This window comes from Arthrobacter sp. PGP41, from assembly GCF_002953935.1.
Classification (GTDB): domain Bacteria; phylum Actinomycetota; class Actinomycetes; order Actinomycetales; family Micrococcaceae; genus Arthrobacter.
Genome location: NZ_CP026514.1, coordinates 3066807 through 3085660, shown reverse-complemented (window position 1 = coordinate 3085660; position 18854 = coordinate 3066807). Strand labels below are relative to the sequence as shown.

At 62.6% G+C, this 18854-nt stretch carries 17 protein-coding genes; 7 read left to right on the top strand and 10 right to left on the bottom strand.

From position 1 onward, the window contains the following. Position 1 precedes the first annotated feature (1 nt). From C3B78_RS14025 to C3B78_RS14010, 4 genes are all read right to left on the bottom strand, one after another. Complete coding sequence (locus tag C3B78_RS14025; RefSeq protein WP_267895213.1) at positions 2 to 1051, bottom strand: pilus assembly protein TadG-related protein; 1050 nt, start codon at positions 1049 to 1051, stop codon at positions 2 to 4. Next, complete coding sequence (locus tag C3B78_RS14020; RefSeq protein ID WP_104998610.1) at positions 1048 to 1455, bottom strand: TadE/TadG family type IV pilus assembly protein; 408 nt, start codon at positions 1453 to 1455, stop codon at positions 1048 to 1050. The genes C3B78_RS14025 and C3B78_RS14020 overlap by 4 nt, the downstream gene beginning before the upstream one ends. Before the next feature lie 77 nt (positions 1456 to 1532). Next, on the bottom strand, positions 1533 to 1727 hold the full coding sequence (locus C3B78_RS14015) for a Flp family type IVb pilin (protein WP_234005396.1): 195 nt from the start codon (positions 1725 to 1727) through the stop codon (positions 1533 to 1535). Between the two features lie 280 nt (positions 1728 to 2007). Further along, positions 2008 to 2673 carry a prepilin peptidase gene (locus C3B78_RS14010; RefSeq protein WP_199775257.1) on the bottom strand — a complete coding sequence of 222 codons (666 nt, stop codon included), beginning with the start codon at positions 2671 to 2673 and terminating at the stop codon, positions 2008 to 2010. A 293-nt stretch (positions 2674 to 2966) separates the two neighbouring features. Between C3B78_RS14010 and rplM the strand changes: the two genes are divergently transcribed. Both rplM and rpsI read left to right on the top strand, forming a co-directional pair. Further along, entirely contained in the window at positions 2967 to 3410 is a 444-nt protein-coding gene (gene rplM, locus C3B78_RS14005) for a 50S ribosomal protein L13 (protein ID WP_015937805.1), read from the top strand. 38 nt (positions 3411 to 3448) lie between these two features. Next, positions 3449 to 3955, top strand: a complete 507-nt coding sequence (rpsI, locus tag C3B78_RS14000) for a 30S ribosomal protein S9 (RefSeq protein WP_050684362.1) — start codon at positions 3449 to 3451, stop codon at positions 3953 to 3955. Positions 3956 to 4095: 140 nt separating this feature from the next. On the opposite strand, the gene C3B78_RS13995 is transcribed toward rpsI, so the two are convergent. Beyond that, positions 4096 to 5853: a glycosyltransferase family 39 protein gene (locus C3B78_RS13995; protein ID WP_158677252.1), complete on the bottom strand. Its 1758-nt coding sequence runs from the start codon at positions 5851 to 5853 to the stop codon at positions 4096 to 4098. Positions 5854 to 6020: 167 nt separating this feature from the next. Next, positions 6021 to 7265: a bifunctional glycosyltransferase family 2/GtrA family protein gene (locus C3B78_RS13990; protein WP_104998607.1), complete on the bottom strand. Its 1245-nt coding sequence runs from the start codon at positions 7263 to 7265 to the stop codon at positions 6021 to 6023. Between the two features lie 89 nt (positions 7266 to 7354). Here C3B78_RS13990 and C3B78_RS13985 point away from each other — a divergent pair, with 89 nt between their 5' ends. Beyond that, on the top strand, positions 7355 to 9301 hold the full coding sequence (locus C3B78_RS13985; protein WP_324778142.1) for a DUF6541 family protein: 1947 nt from the start codon (positions 7355 to 7357) through the stop codon (positions 9299 to 9301). A gap of 52 nt (positions 9302 to 9353) precedes the next feature. Continuing rightward, positions 9354 to 10715, top strand: a complete 1362-nt coding sequence (gene glmM / locus C3B78_RS13980; protein WP_104998605.1) for a phosphoglucosamine mutase — start codon at positions 9354 to 9356, stop codon at positions 10713 to 10715. A 68-nt stretch (positions 10716 to 10783) separates the two neighbouring features. Here the strand turns inward: glmM and mscL are convergent, their stop codons facing one another. From mscL to coaA, 4 genes are all read right to left on the bottom strand, one after another. Then, positions 10784 to 11188: a large conductance mechanosensitive channel protein MscL gene (mscL, locus tag C3B78_RS13975; protein ID WP_104998604.1), complete on the bottom strand. Its 405-nt coding sequence runs from the start codon at positions 11186 to 11188 to the stop codon at positions 10784 to 10786. Positions 11189 to 11249: 61 nt separating this feature from the next. Beyond that, positions 11250 to 12539, bottom strand: coding sequence for a glycosyltransferase family 87 protein (locus C3B78_RS13970; protein WP_158677250.1), 1290 nt, complete (start codon positions 12537 to 12539; stop codon positions 11250 to 11252). A gap of 121 nt (positions 12540 to 12660) precedes the next feature. Next, positions 12661 to 13545 (bottom strand): M15 family metallopeptidase, encoded by an 885-nt coding sequence (locus C3B78_RS13965; RefSeq protein ID WP_234005395.1) that lies wholly within the window; start codon positions 13543 to 13545, stop codon positions 12661 to 12663. Between the two features lie 5 nt (positions 13546 to 13550). Continuing rightward, complete coding sequence (gene coaA, locus C3B78_RS13960; protein ID WP_199775256.1) at positions 13551 to 14546, bottom strand: type I pantothenate kinase; 996 nt, start codon at positions 14544 to 14546, stop codon at positions 13551 to 13553. A 115-nt stretch (positions 14547 to 14661) separates the two neighbouring features. On the opposite strand from coaA, the gene glmS reads away from it, so the two are divergent. The 3 genes from glmS to C3B78_RS13945 all read left to right on the top strand — a co-directional run bounded on the left by glmS (position 14662) and on the right by C3B78_RS13945 (position 18813). After that, positions 14662 to 16548 (top strand): glutamine--fructose-6-phosphate transaminase (isomerizing), encoded by a 1887-nt coding sequence (glmS, locus tag C3B78_RS13955; protein ID WP_104998601.1) that lies wholly within the window; start codon positions 14662 to 14664, stop codon positions 16546 to 16548. A gap of 293 nt (positions 16549 to 16841) precedes the next feature. Beyond that, positions 16842 to 17189: a holo-ACP synthase gene (locus C3B78_RS13950; RefSeq protein WP_013601780.1), complete on the top strand. Its 348-nt coding sequence runs from the start codon at positions 16842 to 16844 to the stop codon at positions 17187 to 17189. Between the two features lie 28 nt (positions 17190 to 17217). Then, positions 17218 to 18813, top strand: coding sequence for an NAD(P)H-hydrate dehydratase (locus C3B78_RS13945; protein WP_104998600.1), 1596 nt, complete (start codon positions 17218 to 17220; stop codon positions 18811 to 18813). The last annotated feature ends 41 nt before the right edge of the window (positions 18814 to 18854 follow it).

Below are 18854 nucleotides of genomic sequence, written 5' to 3'. Positions count from 1 at the left end.
GTTACTTCGATAGGAACACCGCGGTCGCTCCAAAATTGGGGCCACCACCGGTGGTAACGCCGCCCTCTTCGAGGGATACGAAGCGGACGAAGTAACCCTGAAGTCCTCTGCAGTTGCCCGTGCAGCTCGGTGCGGCAGGATCGACATGGGTCACAGAGGGGCCACCAAACTTGTACCCCGTGACTTGAAAGGCAGCGAATCCGACCAGGGTGTAAACAGTGTTATTCCCGCCGTCGGTGGCTGAATCGAAGAGGGGTACCAGCGCAGGTTCATCCATGATGCTGGCAAGAATCGCGTCGCATGCCGCCGCGGTGGGGAAGTGGTTACCTGGCTGGCCCTCCGCCGTGGCATCAATATCTATGTCGGCCGTGCAGCCCTCATCCGTCTTCAACCATCCGAACCCTCCTGGCTGGTATCCGTTTTGTGCAGTGCAACCCGGATAATCCGGTGCGTTCTCGTCGTATCGCAGCAGTATGTGGGTGGGTGTGGGATCTCCGGTGAAGTTGCCGGTTGCATCGAGTTCCGCTAGCTGGCTAGCGGTGAGGTACTTGCGGAACACACATTCGCTGACTGTCCACGGCAGGGTAGATCCGGAGCTGGGAGGGCCCCAGGAAGCTTCGGCAACCGCCGTGATTTGCGCCGTTTCGAGGCCCATGGTCCTGGCCAAGAACAGGGAGAAATGGTCGTTTCCTGATCCAGCCTCGCGGGCGTTCGTTTCTACACGAACTGTATTCGCATTGGGCTGGGTGACCGAGAAAACCCCAGTGGAACTGTCGTTGGCGTTTGCATCCGCCAGGCGGTTAGCTGGCGCGGTCATCGCTATGGTGCAGTTCAGCCCATTGGCACAGTCATCCGCAATGGCAAGGGCTGTGGCGTCTGCTCCGTTTTGAATCTGGGCCTTCTCTACATACATCGCTCCGACGTCTACGGCCAGCGCTGCGAATCCGAGCAGGGCCACCATGAGTACTGCCACCATGATGGTGGCCGCTCCCCGCTGGTGTTCCTGTGGCGTTTTGGAAGGACTTTCAGTGCAAGGAGAGTGCCGTTTCATCCGCCGCATCTCATTACCCCCACTCCGGTCAGGTTCAGTGGAAAAATGCTTGGTGCCCCGAAGAATCCGGCATCAAGGAAGCCAGTTAACGAGGGCAAGGTCACCTTGGTTTGCACCTGGACATTGGAGTTCGACGAGCAGCTACTGGCGTCATCAGTTACTGAAACGCCCAGTCCCGAAAGCGCCGGCGCGGCTGCCAGGGCCGTTGCCTGAACGTCGAATCCAGGCTCGCCGTGGTGAATTGCGGCGTAGCGCGCGCCTTCGCGTGCTGCCTGTGTCAGGGACACTTGGACGTTCAGAACCCTGCCAAATTCGATGATTCCCAGGACTATCAGCAGCAGTAGCGGGAGGACGATGGCCATCTCCACCGCTACGGCGCCCTTTTCTTTGTTAGCGATTTGCACAGCGTCTCCCCGGTGCTTTCGTAGCTGAAGCGGCTGGCTCTTGCGGATTCCACCAGAGCCAGCCGCTATTTTGGGTACTACAGCGCGTCAACAACCTGCTGGAAGAGAGCGGCGATGGCCGGGCCAAGAAGGGCAACAACTACCATTACGACAACGGCGATGAAGGCGACCATAATGCCGTACTCCACCATTGTTGCGCCCTTTTCTTCGCGAGCGAAGCGATCCTTGACGCCGGCGATGAAAGCAGTCATTGAGACCATGAGAGATGTCATTGTTTTTTCCTTTGATTCGGTGAAATAAAGTGGATTGATTTCAACGAATTTCCAGCTGCCCCCATAATTCTTTAGCGGCTGGACTTCGCTAAGAAAAGATTGTCAGTGTGGGTGAAGGGCAACAATGCGTAGTTGTACTCGAATTTTTTGGCAGGTCAGATGTGACCGTACTCAGAAGGAGGTTGCTGTACTCAGGTGTCGGCCCCTTGCCGGGTTCGACTACTACTTGGGATCTCCATGCCCTGAGGGGTGCAGGGCGGGCAATGAAGCCCGAATCGGACTAGATAACGAGAAGTGCAACGATTGTGGTCGCCAGCAGCATGGAGGGGCCGTGTGCCACTTCCGCCCCGCTAATCCGGCGATTTCTGCCGGCGGCCAGTGCCGAGACCAGCCCGTTGATAATGAAACCGAGGAGGCCCCCATAGAGAAGTTGCGTCCAGCCCAAGTACCCGAGGTAAAGACCGATGGGCGCGGCGAGCTTAACGTCGCCCATCCCGATGCCAGCTGGCGAAATTAAGGCCAGAAGCAGGTATGCGGCGAACAAAATTACGCAGCCGGCAAGTCCTCGTCCCAGATCGGCAGCCTGTTTATTGAAGAACGCCGGCAGCAGTAGCAGCAAGAGGCCGCCAACAAGAAGTATTAAGACAAGTGGATTGGGCAGCAAGTGCCGGGTTATATCAATTCGCCCCAACTGCGTACCCAGAACCGCCAAGAATAGAAAAGCGGGCAAGCTAAAGGTAATTCCCAAGCGAAAGGAAAAGGCTGCGCACACTGCGAAGGTAATTGCCGCCGTCGTGATTTGGACGGGGATGCTGGGGCGGGCACCCGCCCTGGGAAGGAAACGGGCGATGGCAGTCTCCGCGGCGGGGGAGAGGACGCCGCCCAGGACGCCGGCTCCGACGATGAAAAGCCACACAGCAGACCCATCGTTGACCCAAGAATTCACTGCGTCCCCCTGCGAACGTCGATCCGGCTCGGCGCACCAGCCTCCGGCTACCCCATTTTGACCCTGAACCCCTTAACGCGCTAATCTTGGTAGTCGTTGTGCGTGTCCTATTCCGATGGTGCGTGCCCGCTTGAGAATCCGGTTGCAGGATGACTACTCAACGTGCACATTCGGAAGCAAAGGATGACTGGTTACATAGAGCCCTCACCTCTGTTCCGGTAGCGCGCAGATAGTAGGTGCACGAGCTAGTGACACCTAAACAAGAACGCCAGAACAAGAACGAGGCAAACACCGTGCGTACGTACACCCCGAAGCCCGGCGATATCAACCGCCAGTGGCACGTCATTGACGCCACAGACGTTGTCCTTGGTCGTCTCGCGAGCCAGACCGCAATCCTGCTGCGCGGCAAGCACAAGGCCACCTTTGCGTCCCACATGGACATGGGCGACTTCGTCATCATCATCAACGCTGAAAAGGTCGCCCTCACCGGCGCCAAGCTGGAGCAGAAGCGCGCATACCGTCACTCCGGCTACCCGGGCGGCCTGACCTCCGTCAACTACGCGGAACTCCTGGAGTCCAACCCGGTCCGCGCCGTTGAGAAGGCCATCAAGGGCATGCTCCCCAAGAACTCCCTCGCTGCCCAGCAGCTCGGCAAGCTGAAGGTGTACCGCGGTGCTGAGCACCCGCACGCCGCCCAGCAGCCCAAGACTTTCGAAATCACCCAGGTCGCCCAGTAGTCCTGGCCACCAAACAACTTATCTATACAAGGAGAATCGTGGCTCAGAACGAAGAGACCACCGAAGCCGTTGAGGCTGAGGAAACCCTGACCAGCTACACCTCTGAAAGCTCAGCTGCTGACGCCGCTGCGCCGAAGAAGGAGCGCCCGGCCCTGACCGTCGCCGGCGCAGCTGTTGGCCGCCGTAAGGAAGCTGTTGCACGCGTCCGCGTTGTCCCCGGCTCCGGCAAGTGGACCATCAACGGCCGTGCGCTGGACAACTACTTCCCGAACAAGCTGCACCAGCAGGACGTCAACGAGCCCTTCAAGATCCTCGATCTTGAAGGTGCCTACGACGTCATCGCCCGCATCCACGGCGGCGGCATCTCCGGCCAGGCGGGAGCCCTGCGCCTCGGCATCGCCCGGTCCCTGAACGAGATCGACGTCGAGAACAACCGCGCCACCCTGAAGAAGGCCGGTTACCTCTCCCGTGACGCCCGCGTCATCGAGCGTAAGAAGGCCGGCCTCAAGAAGGCCCGCAAGGCCCAGCAGTACTCCAAGCGCTAAATCCGCTTGTACAGAAGCCCGTCCCGCCGTAACGGCGGGACGGGCTTTTTGTTGTTGTATCGCCCGGAGCACAGCCAACCTCACCAAGGTCGTCTTGCATCGGAAAGGCTACCCGGTAGCGTGCTGGGCAGTTCAAAGCGCTATGGAAGCAAGTCGTAATACTCTGCGTCGCCAATTTGCTCCGCAGCATAACTGTCACGCACCCAATTGACAATCTTCGCGGACTCACCACGGCCCTCAAGCGTCAGCGGAGGCAACTCCTGAATGACAAGAGAAGCCAATTTGCCCTCGCTGACCATGGACTGAAACTGCCCAAGTGTGGGAAAAGGATCCGTCCCATCAAAACCACCAATCGGCAGGACTGACCGTCCGCTTTCCAACTGGTAGTTGGCCGCCGTCTCTGAGCCCACCATGGCAGCTGCCCATCGTGTGCTCTCAGGGGCACCGCGAAGCCTGGAGACCACCGCTTTCTCCGGAATGTCACCGAACATCACTGCAATGAAGCTGGCTGGCACGTCCGGTCCGAGCTGTTTCCGGTCAGGATGGTCTGTTCTGATGCCCAAGATACTTGGACCAGCAACAACGCCGGCGCCGATGTGAGGGCTAAATACCGTGTTGACGGACCAGACGACAGGACCGATCATAAGCGCGGCGGCAAGGATACCTACCGACACATTTTTGAGAATCCGCGAAGGCGGAGGAAGAACCTGCAAGGCGATGGCAGCTGAGCCTATAGCCAGCGCAACTTCCGGTCCGAATGGGAAATCAGCAATTGAGCGGCTCGCAGAGACGAAGCCAATGAGCATGGTTGCGAGGAGGGTGCCCGCTAGCGCGACGCGCATATCGCGGCGGTGTCGGAGACGATGCATATGGATCAGGCCGACGGCCGCCAGACAGCTCAATGGAGGGACAAGGGTCAACGAATAGTAGGGATGGACGATCCCGGACATGAACGCCAACACTGTGGCCGAACAAAGAAACCAGACACTACAAAGGACCAGGAGCGCCCGGTATTGCGTGCTGCCGCTGCGTCGCTTGATGTGCCATACAGCCAGGCAGAGACCAACGATCGCCAAGGGCAGGAACCACCCGAACTGCCCGGAAAACTGTGGTTGGAGGAAACGCTGGAACCCTGGATCGAGTTTCTCCGCGAGGTTGGCAGCAGCTGGGGACATGGTGCGGCTGGCGTCTTCACCGGTAAGCCGATCCAGGCCGTTGTACCCCAAGGTCAGCTCAACGGCACTATTGAAACGGGAACCTCCAACAAAGGGCCGGCTGGATGCTGGGGTCATCTGTACAAGGACGAACCACCAGCCTCCTGTCACGCAGGCCGCCACAAGGGCGGCCACGAGGTGAAGTAGACGCTTCAGAACCGGGGCCGTGGCAAACACAAGATAGGCCGTGGCAACAGCAGGCAGAACCAGTGCAATCTGAAGTTGCTTGGTCAGTAGTGCTGCACCTGTCAGCGCCCCGGCCAAGATAAGCCACCGTACACTGCCTCGCCGGATTGACTCCAGGGTGGCATACGCAACTCCGATCATCAGCAAAGTGAGCAGCGCATCCGGATTGTTGTAGCGGAACATGACCGTCGCTACGGGAGTTACGGCCAGCGCAGTAGCCGCCAAGAGGCCAGCAGTTGCGCTGACGTTCGTTCGAAGCATGCGATAGAGGAGGTAGACGCTCGCGACACCCATGAGGGCCTGCGGCACCAGGATGCTCCAGGGATTCAAACCGAACGCCCACACGGATGCCGACATCACCCACAGGCTGAGCGGAGGCTTGTCAACGCTAATGGCATTGCCAGGCTCCGACGATGAGAAGAAGAAGGCTGTCCAATCCTGGGAACCGGCCATGGCAGCTGCGGAATAGTATGAATTGGCCCAGCCGTTGCGGTCCAAGCCCCATAGATACAGAAGGCCTGTCAGAGCTAGGAGTACCCCGAGGGCCCCACGCTCGGTTCCCACTGCGGGAGACAAGCGACGAACCCACTGGCTGGGGGCTTTCGGCTGGGTTTGTATGTTCGATAAGGCTTCGTTTGAGCCCGCGGCGCCCCCGGTCACAGCCTTCAAGCGACCCGTGCCACTTTAACAGTCGAAGGGCTCGCATGGATAACGTTTTCGTTTTCCGGATTGCGCACCCGGAATACCCAGATCCGCAGCAGCACAAACCGCATGAGAGTTGCAAGAATGTTGGCCCCGGTTAGTGTCACGAGCTCCATCGTAGACGACGAGTTCGGCGTAATCGCATGCAGCACCAAGAGCGATGACGAGGTGATCGACCATGCCAAAGCGAACACCACCAGTCCCTGGAACTGCTGCGTGAAGAGCTTCTCGGGTCCGTTAATACCGAAAGTGAAACGTCGGTTGGCAGCCGTATTGCCGAGCGCTGTCAGGAGGAGGGCAAAGAAATTCGCCTGTTGAGCACCTAAGGGTCCTTGAAACAACAGGTACAGCAAAGCGAAGGCCATCGTCGATATGCCTCCGACCATTCCGAACCTAATGACCTGGCCGAAGAAACTCGGCCGTGACTGCGGAACGATTGGGCGCCGCCCGAGCTCCGCGTAGATGGCCTGAACCGGAATCGACCCCCTCACCAAAGAGCCGGCAACACGAATAAGTCCGCGAATGTCGTCGATCGCCGTCTGTTTGATATCCACCCTGCTGTCCGGGTCGTCAACCCAATCAACTGGGATTTCGTGGATCCGCAGTCCTGACCGCTCCGCGATGATCAGGAGTTCGGTGTCAAAAAACCATCCGTTGTCCTCGATATGCGGAAGCAGCGTTCTGGCAACGTCAGCGCGGATGGCCTTGAAACCGCATTGAGCATCGGAGAAACGCACCTGCATCGTACGCTTCAGGAGAAAATTGTACGAGCGCGAAATGAATTCCCGTTTAGGGCCACGGCTGACACGGGAACTTTGACCGAGTCGCGTGCCAATGGAGATGTCTGAGTGACCCGACAACAGGGGTGCAACTAAAGGCGGCAGGGCTGCCAAGTCGGTGGAGAGGTCTACGTCCACATATGCCAAGACTTCGGCTGTGGACGCGCTCCATGCATCCCGAAGGGCACGCCCACGACCCTTGACGTCCAGACGCCTATAGGCAACGTTGGGCATATCCTCAGCCAGCCGAGTGGCAATAATTGGTGTGTTGTCCGTGCTGGCGTTGTCAGCAATGGTAATCTGCCACGACGCCGGCATTTCCAGTTTCAGATAATTCGCAAGCTCGATGATGCTCTTTTCGAGTACTGATTCTTCATTAAAAACCGGTACAACAATTTCAAGCGCCAGGCCCCCGTGGCTAAGTTTCATGCTGTGTATGCTATAGACGCGCGTCGGGGACCCGCTAGCGCAGAGTGGGATCTTGGGCTTTAACTGATGGAAAACTTGGGGAATCCTTGATGGAGTGGGTTTTAGCTTTGCCGGGCCTTGCAGGAGCGGTCGCAGTGCTTGTGCTTCCGGGGCTACTTCTGGGATGGGCGCTGGGACTCCGACATGTTTGGCTGATTTCACTTGCACCCGTCCTGACAGCATCACTTGTTGCGGTGTCCACGCTCGCCACTTGGTGGCTGCATATTGGATGGAATGCGGGCAGCTTCGCCGTCACCGCTGTGTTGCTCGCTGGAGTGGTCCTTGTCGTGGTTCGTTTGTTGAGCAAGCGCTGGCCTGACAGCTTCGCTTGGCGGCCAGCGGGCGACACCGCGGGGGCTGCATACGGGATTGCCGTGTTGACAAGCGGGTTCTTCCTGACGGTCCGCTACGTCCAGATTGTTGAGCGGCCTGGCAACATTAATCAGGGCATCGATACGCCGTTTCACGTGAATTTCGTACAGCAAATCCTTGATTCCGGGGATGGCTCGCCATTTTCCGTACGGGCATTAATGGGTGAGTCGTCCGGTTTTTATCCTCAAATCTGGCACGCTCTGGCGGCGTTGACGTCGCAGGTGACGCAGCTGCCAGTGGTTGAGGCCGCCAACGCCCTCAACTTCGCGATAGTCGCTATCTCCTGGCCGCTTGGCGTGCTTCTTTTTGTCTACTTGGTTGTCGGGCCTAAAGCTGTTGCCCTGCTGTGCGCCGGAGTTGCCAGCGCGGGCTTCTTCGCCTTCCCGTTCACAGTGATGCAGAGTCAGAAGAGTGATTTTGGGCCGCTGTTTCCCTACATGCTGGCTGTGACTTTCCTGCCGCCGCTCATTGCCGTTTTGGCGACGGCTTTGAAGTTCGGCAACAGGACGTCGATGCCATGGCCATTGGCCGCAGCAACGCTCGCGCTAGGGCTTCCGGGACTAGTCAACACGCACATGTCGGGCCTCGTAGCTCTCGTGGGGCTTTCTTCATTCTTCGCGGTGATGGCAGCTTGGAGGTCATTCCGCGAGCTTAAGCAACGGCGGTCGGATCTATTTGGATATCTGAAGTGGACGGCGCTATGGATCACGGCATTTTCCTCGGGCCTCATAGTGTGGGCGGTCGTGCGCCCTTGGACCACTACTTGGGATCCGATTGATTCCTTCCCGGCTGCAGCCGGCAGCGTACTTCTCACCGCACCAACCCATGGCAATGTCGCTTGGGCCCTCGCGGCCCTGACTTTGATCGGAACCGTACAGCTAGTTCGGCGCCGAACTGAACGATGGTTCCTGGCGTCCTATGGCGGTGCAGTGGCGCTGTACTTGGTGTCAGCCGCTGTTCCGGCCTCGGCTCCCCTGGTCAGGGAAATTATTGTGGGGGCGTGGTACGGGGACCCTCCTCGCCTTGCTGCACTCCTTCCGATGTTTTGGGCCGTATTTGCTGGCGCAGCCGGTGCCGGGATCTTCGAAAGCTTGAGGCGAAACAGGATCCGATGGGTCGTTCCTATGGGCATGGCAGCATTGGCCCTGTCCATAGTCATTTGGCCAACGAACTCTGAAACGGCCCCCGGCCGGGAGCGAACCTATGCTTTAGCTGACGCCTCTCCTTTGCTAAGTCCTAATGAACTTGAGTTGCTCAACCGGTTAGGCACGCATGTACCGAAAGATGCGGTTATTGCGAATAACCCTTGGGACGGCAGCTCTACCGCATACGCCATAGCAGATCGCCGAGTACTCTTTGCGCACGCGTACACAGGTTCGAATCCAGACCGCCTGCTAGCGGCGGAAAAGCTGAACCAGGCCAATCCTGAATCTGACGTCTGCGAGGCCGTGAAAAGGGAGAACATTCAGTTCCTCTTGGATTTCGGCAGGCAATACATTGATCCAAAACGCAAGGAAGCCAACGACTTCCCGGGCCTAGAGGTCTCGGATGATTCTTCGGCCTTCGTTAAGGTCGACCAGCAAGGGGACGCGGTCTTGTACAGGTTTGTCGGGTGCGACTCCTAGCTACCAATTTCTAGATACATGCTGCACCACCCCCATCCTCTAGACTTGACCGGTGTCTAGATTATTTGGAACTGATGGTGTCCGGGGGCTGGCGAACGGCCTGTTGACTGCGGAGCTGGCGCTGCAGCTCGCCCAGGCGGCCGCCGTCGTGCTTGGCCACGACCGTAACTCCAACGGGTCGCGGCCTCGCGCCGTGGTGGCCCGTGACCCGCGCGCCAGCGGTGAGTTCATTGCCGCGGCGGTGGAGGCCGGGCTCTCCAGCTCAGGCATCGACGTCTACGACGCCGGCGTGCTCCCCACACCCGCGGCAGCCTACTTGGTGGCCGATCTGGACGCAGACTTCGGCGTGATGATCTCGGCCTCCCACAACCCCGCACCGGACAACGGCATCAAGTTCTTCGCCCGCGGCGGCCAGAAACTGCCGGACGACGTTGAGGACGCCATTGAGGCGCAGATGTCCAAGGAAGCGGTGCGTCCGGTCGGCGACGGCGTAGGCCGCATCCAGCGCTTTTCCGATGCCGAGGACCGCTACATCGTCCACCTCCTGCGCACGCTGCCGCACAATCTTGAGGGCCTGAAAGTGGTCCTCGACTGCGCCCACGGCGCCGCCAGCGGGTGCTCACCCCAGGTGTTCAAGGACGCCGGCGCGGACGTGGTGGTCATCGGCGCGGAACCGGACGGGCACAACATCAACGACGGCGTTGGCTCCACCCATCTTGGCCCGCTCAAGGAAGCGGTGGTCACGTTCCAGGCGGACCTTGGCATTGCCCACGACGGCGACGCCGACCGTTGCCTCGCAGTGGACCACGAAGGCAATGAGGTGGACGGCGATCAGATCATGGCCATCCTCGCAGTTGCCCTGAAACAGTCCGGCAAGCTCAAGGACGACGTCCTGGTGGCCACCGTCATGAGCAACCTCGGCCTCAAGATCGCGCTCCGCAATGCGGGCATCAGCATCCGCGAAACAGCTGTAGGGGACCGCTACGTCCTGGAGGAAATGCGCGACGGCGGCTACAACCTGGGCGGGGAACAGTCCGGCCACGTCATCTTCGCCGACCATGCCACCACGGGTGACGGCGTCCTCACCGGGCTGCAGCTCGCGGCCCAGATCGCATTGACCGGAAAGCCGCTCAAGGAACTGGCTACCGTGATGACCAAGCTTCCCCAGGTACTCATCAACGTCAAGGGCGTGGACCGTGCCAGGGTTGGAAGCAACGAGGTCCTGGCCCAGGCCGTGGCTGCAGCGGAGGCCGCCCTGGGCGATACCGGCCGTGTCCTGCTCCGCCCCTCCGGTACGGAGCCAGTGGTGCGTGTGATGGTGGAGGCCGCTGACGAGGAGACGGCTCAGTCCATCGCGGAACACCTGGCCCAGGTGGTGCGCGCCGAGCTCGCCCTGGAACTGGTCAGCGAATAGCCTGCGAAGCAACGCGGCCCGTCTCCTGCTGGAGGCGGGCCGCTGCGTTGGGTGAGTGTCGGTTAGAGCTAGCCAGCCCGGCTCTTTAGGGCATCGCGGATCTCGGTGAGCAACGCGATCTGCGGGTCCTCGGCCGACTCCTTCTTCACGTCCTGGCCGATCCCCAGCCTCCGGTTGCGGCGTTCAATCATGAGGTTCATGGGCATCACCACCACGAAGTAGATGGCGGCCGAGATCAAAAGGAAATTGACGATTGCCGTGAGCAGGACGCCGAACTCGATGAAGTTCCCGTTGAAGTCGATCCGGGCGAAACTGTCAAAGTTAGGTGAACCCACCAGGCCCGCAATGAACGGCATGAGCACCTTGTTCACCATGGCAGTGACTACAGCTCCAAAGGCTGTGCCAATAACCACGGCGACGGCAAGGTCAACGACGTTGCCTTTCATGATGAAGTTCTTGAAACCAGTCAGCATAGGAACAAACGTATCGCGGCGACCTGCGAGGGAGGTAACCGGACTGTGCTGCCTGGCCGCCTCAGCGGCCCTGCTGCCTTTGCTCTCCCGGCGCTTGCGCTGCCTCAAGGGTTCCTGGCTGGAGTGCTCGGAGAGTCCGGAGGGATTCGAGCCAAAGGACGGTCAAGGGCAGGGACGCCCACGGAGCGTCCACGACGGAAAGCGGCCAGGGCAGGCTGAGCGCCGCAAGATGCAACGGGGGCACCATCCACATCAGCGTGAAGGCGGATGCTGCCGCTATGCGCAGGGTCCGGGTAGGGCGGCGCTCCAACAGGAAGATCACCACCGGAACGAACAGCACGGCGTCGTAGGTTGCCAAGTGCGGCGAGAACGTGAGCGTTGTTGCCAGCGTAGCGATCCATACCGCCTGCGGATCAACGGCTGATTTCCCCAGTCGCAAGAGTGTCACCAGGAGGATTGCAGCTCCCAGGGGCAGCGAGGCTGTTGTGAGCAGCGGTGCTATGCCGTCTCCCCACCCGGGAGGCATCAGGGCTTGAAGAAGCGACGGAAGCCCCACCATCTTCCATGCTTGGCCCTGCTGGACTTCGGTCATGTACAGCGGGCTCGACAACGCGGAAGTCCATCGTCCGATCCCCTCAAAACCAACCAGGGCAAGGGAGATGCCACTCATGGCGCCGACCACGCCCACAAAGGCGGCCAGCGCCTTGTAGCTCTGCATGGCCAGCAGCACCAGCGGCACAACCAGCACGAGCTGGGGTTTGGCGACGCCGAGTCCCAGGACCGCACCGGCCCAGCCGGAATAGCCGGCGCTGAAAAGGCGTATCCCCGTGAGCCAAAGGAAGAGGACGAATGCGGAATCCTGGCCGCTGCCCAAGAGTTCGAACGTAGGAGGCGCAGCAAGGACAACCAGGAACACGAGCTTCTGTCGGTGGCGCATCAGGTCGGGGGCAACGGCGCCCAGGCTGGAAATACAGCAGACCAGCATTGCTGTGTTTATCCCCAGCCATAAAAGGCCGCTTAGGTTGTAAGGGATGAGTGCCAGCGGCGCATAGAGGGCAGCAACGATCGGCGGCGATACAAACCATGCCAAGTGCGGGGTTGTTGTCCCCAGAGCTTCGCCTTGAACGCGGTTCTGGATCCCGGGGTCGTAAAGATTTCCCGGGTCGTCCCACAGCAGCCGCCCGCCGGTCCAGTGAGCCAGGTAGTCAGGCAGGAACGCGCCCTGGGCGGCCGGGTCCAGGATCCGGACTAGGCTGCCGGCAGCGAGTCCAAGTGCGCCCGCCACGATCAAGAGCACCGGGTAAACCCGCAGGCGGTCTGCTGTGATTAGATTGTCGACCCGCCGCGCCAAGCGCCTAAACGCCTCCTCCCGTCCACCAGCCGTGGACTTGAGGACCAGTTTTCTTGGTTTCCCCACCATAGTCAGCGAGACTACAGGAGGGGAACGCTATGGACGAGCGCCTGCATCCGCTCTACAAATACCCCGGCGCCGCCTCCACGCCGAAGTACTCCTCCAGCGTGAAAATCCCGCGGGCAACCATGTCCGTGGCCGCCTCCACGCCGATGTACCGCAGGTGCCACGGCTCGTAGTAGTACCCCGTAATGGGATGGAACATCCACGGGTACCGCACCACAAACCCGAACCGGTGACCGTTCGCCTTGGCCCACACGGCGGCGGGCTGGTCCGCAAAGCAGGGCTGGAAACTGCACGCACCCCCGCCATCGGCGACGTCGAACGCCCACCCCGTCTGGTGTTCCGAGTAGCCAGGGCGCGCACTGGCCGTGTCCGCGTCGGCCTGCCCCCGCGCAGCGACATAGTTGTTGTAGGTCCCCACCTGCGTACCGTACGAGCGGTATCCGCTGGCCAGGACCATCGCCACGCCGTCCCGCCCAGCCGCGGCGAACATCGCCTCCGCTGCCGCCGCCGTGGTGCTGTTAAGCAGCGCCGCCTCGCCGGAAGCGGTCATTGCGACGGCGGGCGGCACCAAATCAGCCGGCACATAGTCGGCCGGGACCAGGGGACGGTGCTTGTTGACCACCAGCCAGGGGCTTGCGGGGTCTGTGAGGGAGAACTGCCGCGGCAGCGCTGCGGAGGGCGACGGGGTGGGGGACGGGGCGGCAGGTGCGGCAACCTCGGTGGCGGGCCCCGCCGTCGTGCTTTCCGGGGCGGGCGTGGAGGCACCGCCCGAGGGGGATGAGGGAAAAGCGGACGACGGCGCCATCGCCGCGGGCGCCTCCGGCGTGCACGCTGCCAAGACAGTCAGCCCCGCGCCGGCGGCGAGGACGCGGGCGAAGCTGCGCCGGCCGGGCAATCTGACCGAGGGGACAGCCCCGCCGGGGGAGCGGTCGTGGCGCACCTGGGTTAAACCTTCCGGAGCAACATCCGGCGGATCGAGTGGTCCGCCTCCTTTGTCAGCACCAGCTGGGCACGGCCCCGGGTGGGAAGGACGTTCTCCTCCAGGTTCGGCTCGTTGATTCGCTTCCAGATGTCCCGCGCAGTGACCTCGGCTTCGTCGTCGGACAGCGTGGCGTAGCGGTGGAAATACGATTCCGGCTGGGCAAACGCCGTGCTCCGCAGTTTGCGGAACCGGTCCACGTACCATTCCTCGATGTAGGAGGTCTTGGCATCCACGTAGATGGAGAAATCGAAGAAGTCGCTCAAGGCCAGGCCCTGCCGGCCGTCGTGCCGCGGCCGCGCCGGCGCCAGCACGTTCAGCCCCTCAACAATGAGCACGTCGGGCCGGCGCACCACCACTTCCTTGTCCGGGACGATGTCGTACGTCACGTGGGAGTACCACGGGGCGCGCACTTCCTCCGCGCCGCTCTTGATCTCACTCACGAAACGCAGCAGGGCCCGCCTGTCGTACGACTCCGGGAATCCCTTGCGCTCCAGCAGCTGCCGCCGCTTCAACTCGGCCAGCGGATAAAGGAAGCCGTCTGTCGTGATGAGTTCCACATTGGGGGTGCCGGGCCAGCGGCGCAGCATTTCACGGAGCACACGCGCAATGGTCGACTTGCCCACCGCCACGGACCCCGCCACGCCGATCACAAACGGCGTGCGCTGGGTGTGCTCACCCAGGAACGTGGTGGTCGCCGCGTGCAGCTGCCCGGCAGCCTCGACGTAGAGGTGCAGCAACCGCGACAGCGGAAGGTAGACCTCGCGGATTTCCTTCATGTCCAAGGGATCCCCGAGGCCGCGGAGACGGATGATGTCCTCTTGGTTAAGAGGCTGTTCCATCTCATCTGCGAGCCGGGACCAGGTCTGCCGGTCCAGCTCGACGAACGGGGAGACACCTTCTCCGTTCGCCTCGTTGCGTTGCAAAGTCACGTTAGTGATTCTGCCCCTCGCCCGGCACATAGCGAAATGGAGGCGGATGTGAGTGCGGCGGCAGAGGTGAGGCGCGCCGCAGATGACGACCCGGCAGGGTGTCCCGGTTTAGAGGTAGGGCACCCCTGCCGATAGTCTTGAGCCTATGTGTGGAATCGTGGGTTATGTGGGCCGTTCTGGTAACGGCGGAAGTCACAGTGCGTTGGATGTTGTGCTTGAGGGGCTGCGCCGCCTGGAATACCGGGGCTATGACTCCGCCGGGGTGGCTGTGGTGTCCAAGGGCGTGATTGAGTCCCGGAAGAAGTCCGGGAAGCTGAGCAACCTGATCGCGGAGCTGGAGGCCCGCCCGCTGCCGGAGACGATGACCGGGATCGGCCACACCCGCTGGGCCACGCACGGCGGGCCGACGGACCGGAACGCGCACCCGCACCTGGCTGATGGCGGCAGGCTCGCCGTGATCCACAACGGCATCATCGAAAACTTTGCCGAGCTCAAGCAGGAACTGCTGGACAAGGGCGTCACGTTCCTGTCCGAGACGGACACCGAGGTGGCCGCGGCGCTGCTGGGGGACATCTTCCGGAACAAGCTTGGCGGGGACGCGTCCGACGGCGGCCTGACCCGGGCCATGGAGCTCGCCTGCCAGCGCCTTGAGGGTGCGTTCACGCTCCTCGCGGTCCATGCTGACCAGCCCGACGTTGTGGTGGCCGCCCGCCGCAACTCGCCGCTGGTGGTGGGCCTGGGCGAGGGGGAGAACTTCCTCGGCTCGGATGTGTCCGGGTTCATTGACTACACCCGCCGGGCGGTTGAGCTGGGCCAGGACCAGATTGTCACCATCACTGCGGACACGGTGGAGATCACCGACTTTTACGGAAACCCGGCCGCGGGCAAGGAATACCACGTGGACTGGGATCCTGCCTCCGCCGAGAAGGGCGGGTTCAGCTCGTTCATGGAGAAGGAAATCCATGACCAGCCGGACGCCGTTGCACAGACCCTGCTGGGCCGCTCGGACATCAACCACAAGCTGACCCTGGATGAGGTCCGGATCGATCCGGCGCTGCTGAAGCAGGTCGACAAGATCATCGTCCTGGCCTGCGGCACCGCCGCGTACGCGGGCATGGTGGCGAAGTACGCAATCGAGAACTGGTGCCGGATCCCCACCGAGGTGGAACTCGCGCACGAGTTCCGCTACCGGGACCCGATCCTGGACGCGAACACCCTGGTGGTATCCATCAGCCAGTCCGGCGAAACCATGGACACCCTGATGGCCGTCCGCTACGCCCGGGAACAGGGCGCCAAGACCATCTCGATCTGCAACACCAACGGCTCCACCATCCCGCGCGAGTCTGACGCCGTGCTGTATACGCACGCCGGCCCGGAAATCGCGGTTGCCTCCACCAAGGCGTTCCTGGCCCAGATCACCGCCGCGTACCTGCTGGGACTGTACCTGGCGCAGCTGCGCGGGAACATCTTCTCCGGCCAGATCAAGGACGTCCTCGCGGACCTGAACAAGATCCCTGCGAAGATCCAGAAGATCCTGGACAACGCCGGCCCGCTCCGCGAGCTGGCCCGCAGCATGGCCAACGAGAAGTCGGTGCTGTTCCTGGGCCGCCACGTGGGCTACCCGGTGGCCCTTGAGGGCGCGCTGAAGCTGAAGGAAATCGCGTACATCCACGCCGAGGGATTCGCCGCCGGTGAGCTCAAGCACGGCCCGATCGCCCTGATCGACGAGGGCCAGCCGGTGTTCGTGGTGGTCCCGTCCCCGCGCGGCCGCGACTCCCTGCACGCCAAGGTGGTCTCCAACATCCAGGAAGTCCGCGCCCGCGGCGCCCGCACCCTGGTCATCGCCGAGGAGGGCGACGAAGCGGTCAAGGCCTACGCCGAGCACGTCTTCTACGTCCCGGAAACTCCCACGCTGCTGATGCCGCTCCTGACCACGGTCCCGCTGCAGATCTTCGCAGCGGAACTGGCTCAGGCAAAAGGCTACGACGTGGACCAGCCCCGCAACCTCGCCAAGAGCGTCACCGTCGAGTAAAGGCCTGATCCGGTACTGATTCATGAAGGAAGCCCTGGGCCCTGCGCCCAGGGCTTCCTTCGTCTCCGCCGGCATGGGCGGTACCGGGGATTTGGTGAACGGAATGGCGTAACTTTTGGCGGCGCGCGGGCAGCGGGCCCCCGCAAACCCGGGGCCGAGTCCGTGCGGGGGAGCCAAAAGCGACGCATTTGCGTCGGCTGCCGGTTGACCGGGGCCTGAGTCAGCAAGCCAGCAGCAGGCTGCCAGGCGTGCTGCGCACAGCGGGCCGGGGGCGTCACCGTAGAATAAGCCGCATGATTGTTGGCATTGGCGTAGACGTTGTAGACATCGAGCGGTTCGGCCGCCAGCTTGAGCGCACCCCCGGCCTCCGGGACCGGCTGTTCGTACCGGCTGAGCGGGAACTGAACACCAGGTCCCTCGCCGCGCGGTTTGCCGCGAAGGAAGCTGTAGCCAAGGTCCTGGGCGCGCCGGCCGGCATGAACTGGCAGGACTGCTGGATCGGCCTGGACCACAACGGGCCCACCGTCCAGGTCAAGGGCACCGTGCTGGCCGTCGCAGAGGCCAAGGGCGTCAAGCGCTGGCACCTCTCCATCAGCCACGACGGCGGCATCGCCACTGCGACGGTCCTGGCCGAAGGCTGAGCTGCTCCGGCCGTCACAGGACTGACACGTGATCAGCGCCTACACCGGCAGCCAGGTCCGGCAGGCCGAGGAACCGATCCTCGCCTCCGGCCTGGGGGACGCCCTCATGCAGCGCGCCGCCCACGGCCTGGCCAACGCGGTCATCGCGGAGCTGAAGGCCCGCGGCCGCCGCGCCTACGGCGCCAGCGTCGCGGTGCTTGCCGGCAAGGGCAACAACGGCGGGGACGGACTGTACGCGGCCTCTTTCCTTGCCGCCCGGGGCATGCGCACGACGGCGGTCCTCACCGGCGATTCCGCCCACGCACTGGCGTTGGCTGCTTTTGAGCGCGCCGGCGGCCTGGTCCGCCGCCTCCCGGAAGCGGCACCCGGGAAACTCGCGGAAGAAACGGCCCGCGCCGACGTCGTGATCGATGCCGTGCTGGGCACAGGTGCGCAAGGCGGGTTGCGGGGAAGTGCTGCAAGCCTCGTAGCCGCCCTCGCCGAGCGTGGAGCCAGCCGCGACGGACACAACTTTGTTGTGGCCTGCGACCTTCCCAGCGGCGTGGACGCCGACACGGGGGAAGTGTCCCAGCCTGTGCTGCCGGCTGACCTGACCGTCACCTTCGGCGGTGCCAAGGCCGGCCTGCTGGCCGACCCCGGCGCCGACTATGCCGGCAGGGTGGAAGTAGTGCGGATCGGCATCGAGGAACACCTGCCGGAACCTTCGCTGCGCCGGCTCCAGGACGTGGACATTGCCCGGCTTCTCCCACGCCCTGCCCGCCGGGCCCACAAGTACTCGCGCGGGGTACTGGGCGTGGTGGCCGGCTCCGCAGATTATCCGGGCGCCGCCGTCCTGGCATGCCGGGGTGCGCTCGCCGCCGGGGTGGGGATGGTCCGTTACCTCGGTCCGCCCGAAGTCGCGGACCTGGTGCGCCGGTCCTGCCCCGAAGTGGTCTGCAGTACCGGCACTGTTGCGGAGAACCGCGTCCAGGCCTGGCTGGTGGGCTCGGGCATGGGTCCCGGGGACCACGACCAGCTCCAGCGCGCCCGCGACGCCGTGGACTCAGGGCTTCCGGTCGTGGCAGATGCCGGGGCCCTGCCCGCCCTTCCCGATGTCTTGGCCCCGCAGGTTGTCCTCACCCCGCATGCCGGCGAGCTTGCCGCGCTCCTGCGGCGCCTTGGCCGGACGGAGGACCGGGAAACCGTGGAAGCCGGGACCCTGGCCGCCGTTCGCAAGGCTTCCCGGCTGACCGGGGCCACAGTGCTGCTCAAGGGTGCAACCACCCTGGTGGCCGCACCCTCCGGCAGCGTGTACAGCCAGGCTGACGGCACACCCTGGCTCGCCACCGCCGGCAGCGGCGATGTCCTCGCTGGCATCATCGGCGCGCTGCTCGCCCAGGAAGGTTCCGACGTCGGACGCTTCCGGAAGGCGGGCGTTGACGGGGAGGCGCGTTGGGCCGTTATTGCCGCGCTGGGAGCCGCCCTGCACGGGAAAGCCGGCACGTCGGCGTCGGACGCGCGCTCCGGTGGTCCGATCGCTGCTGGCGGAATTGCCGACGCCTTACCCGAAGTGTGGGGTAAAGTCAGCATGCTTAGTAACTCTGGGGCCGGGAAATGTAATAGTCACAGCCAGCCGTTACGGTAGGCATTAGTTCGCATCCGGCAGTAGGGGCGCTCCTGCTCCTC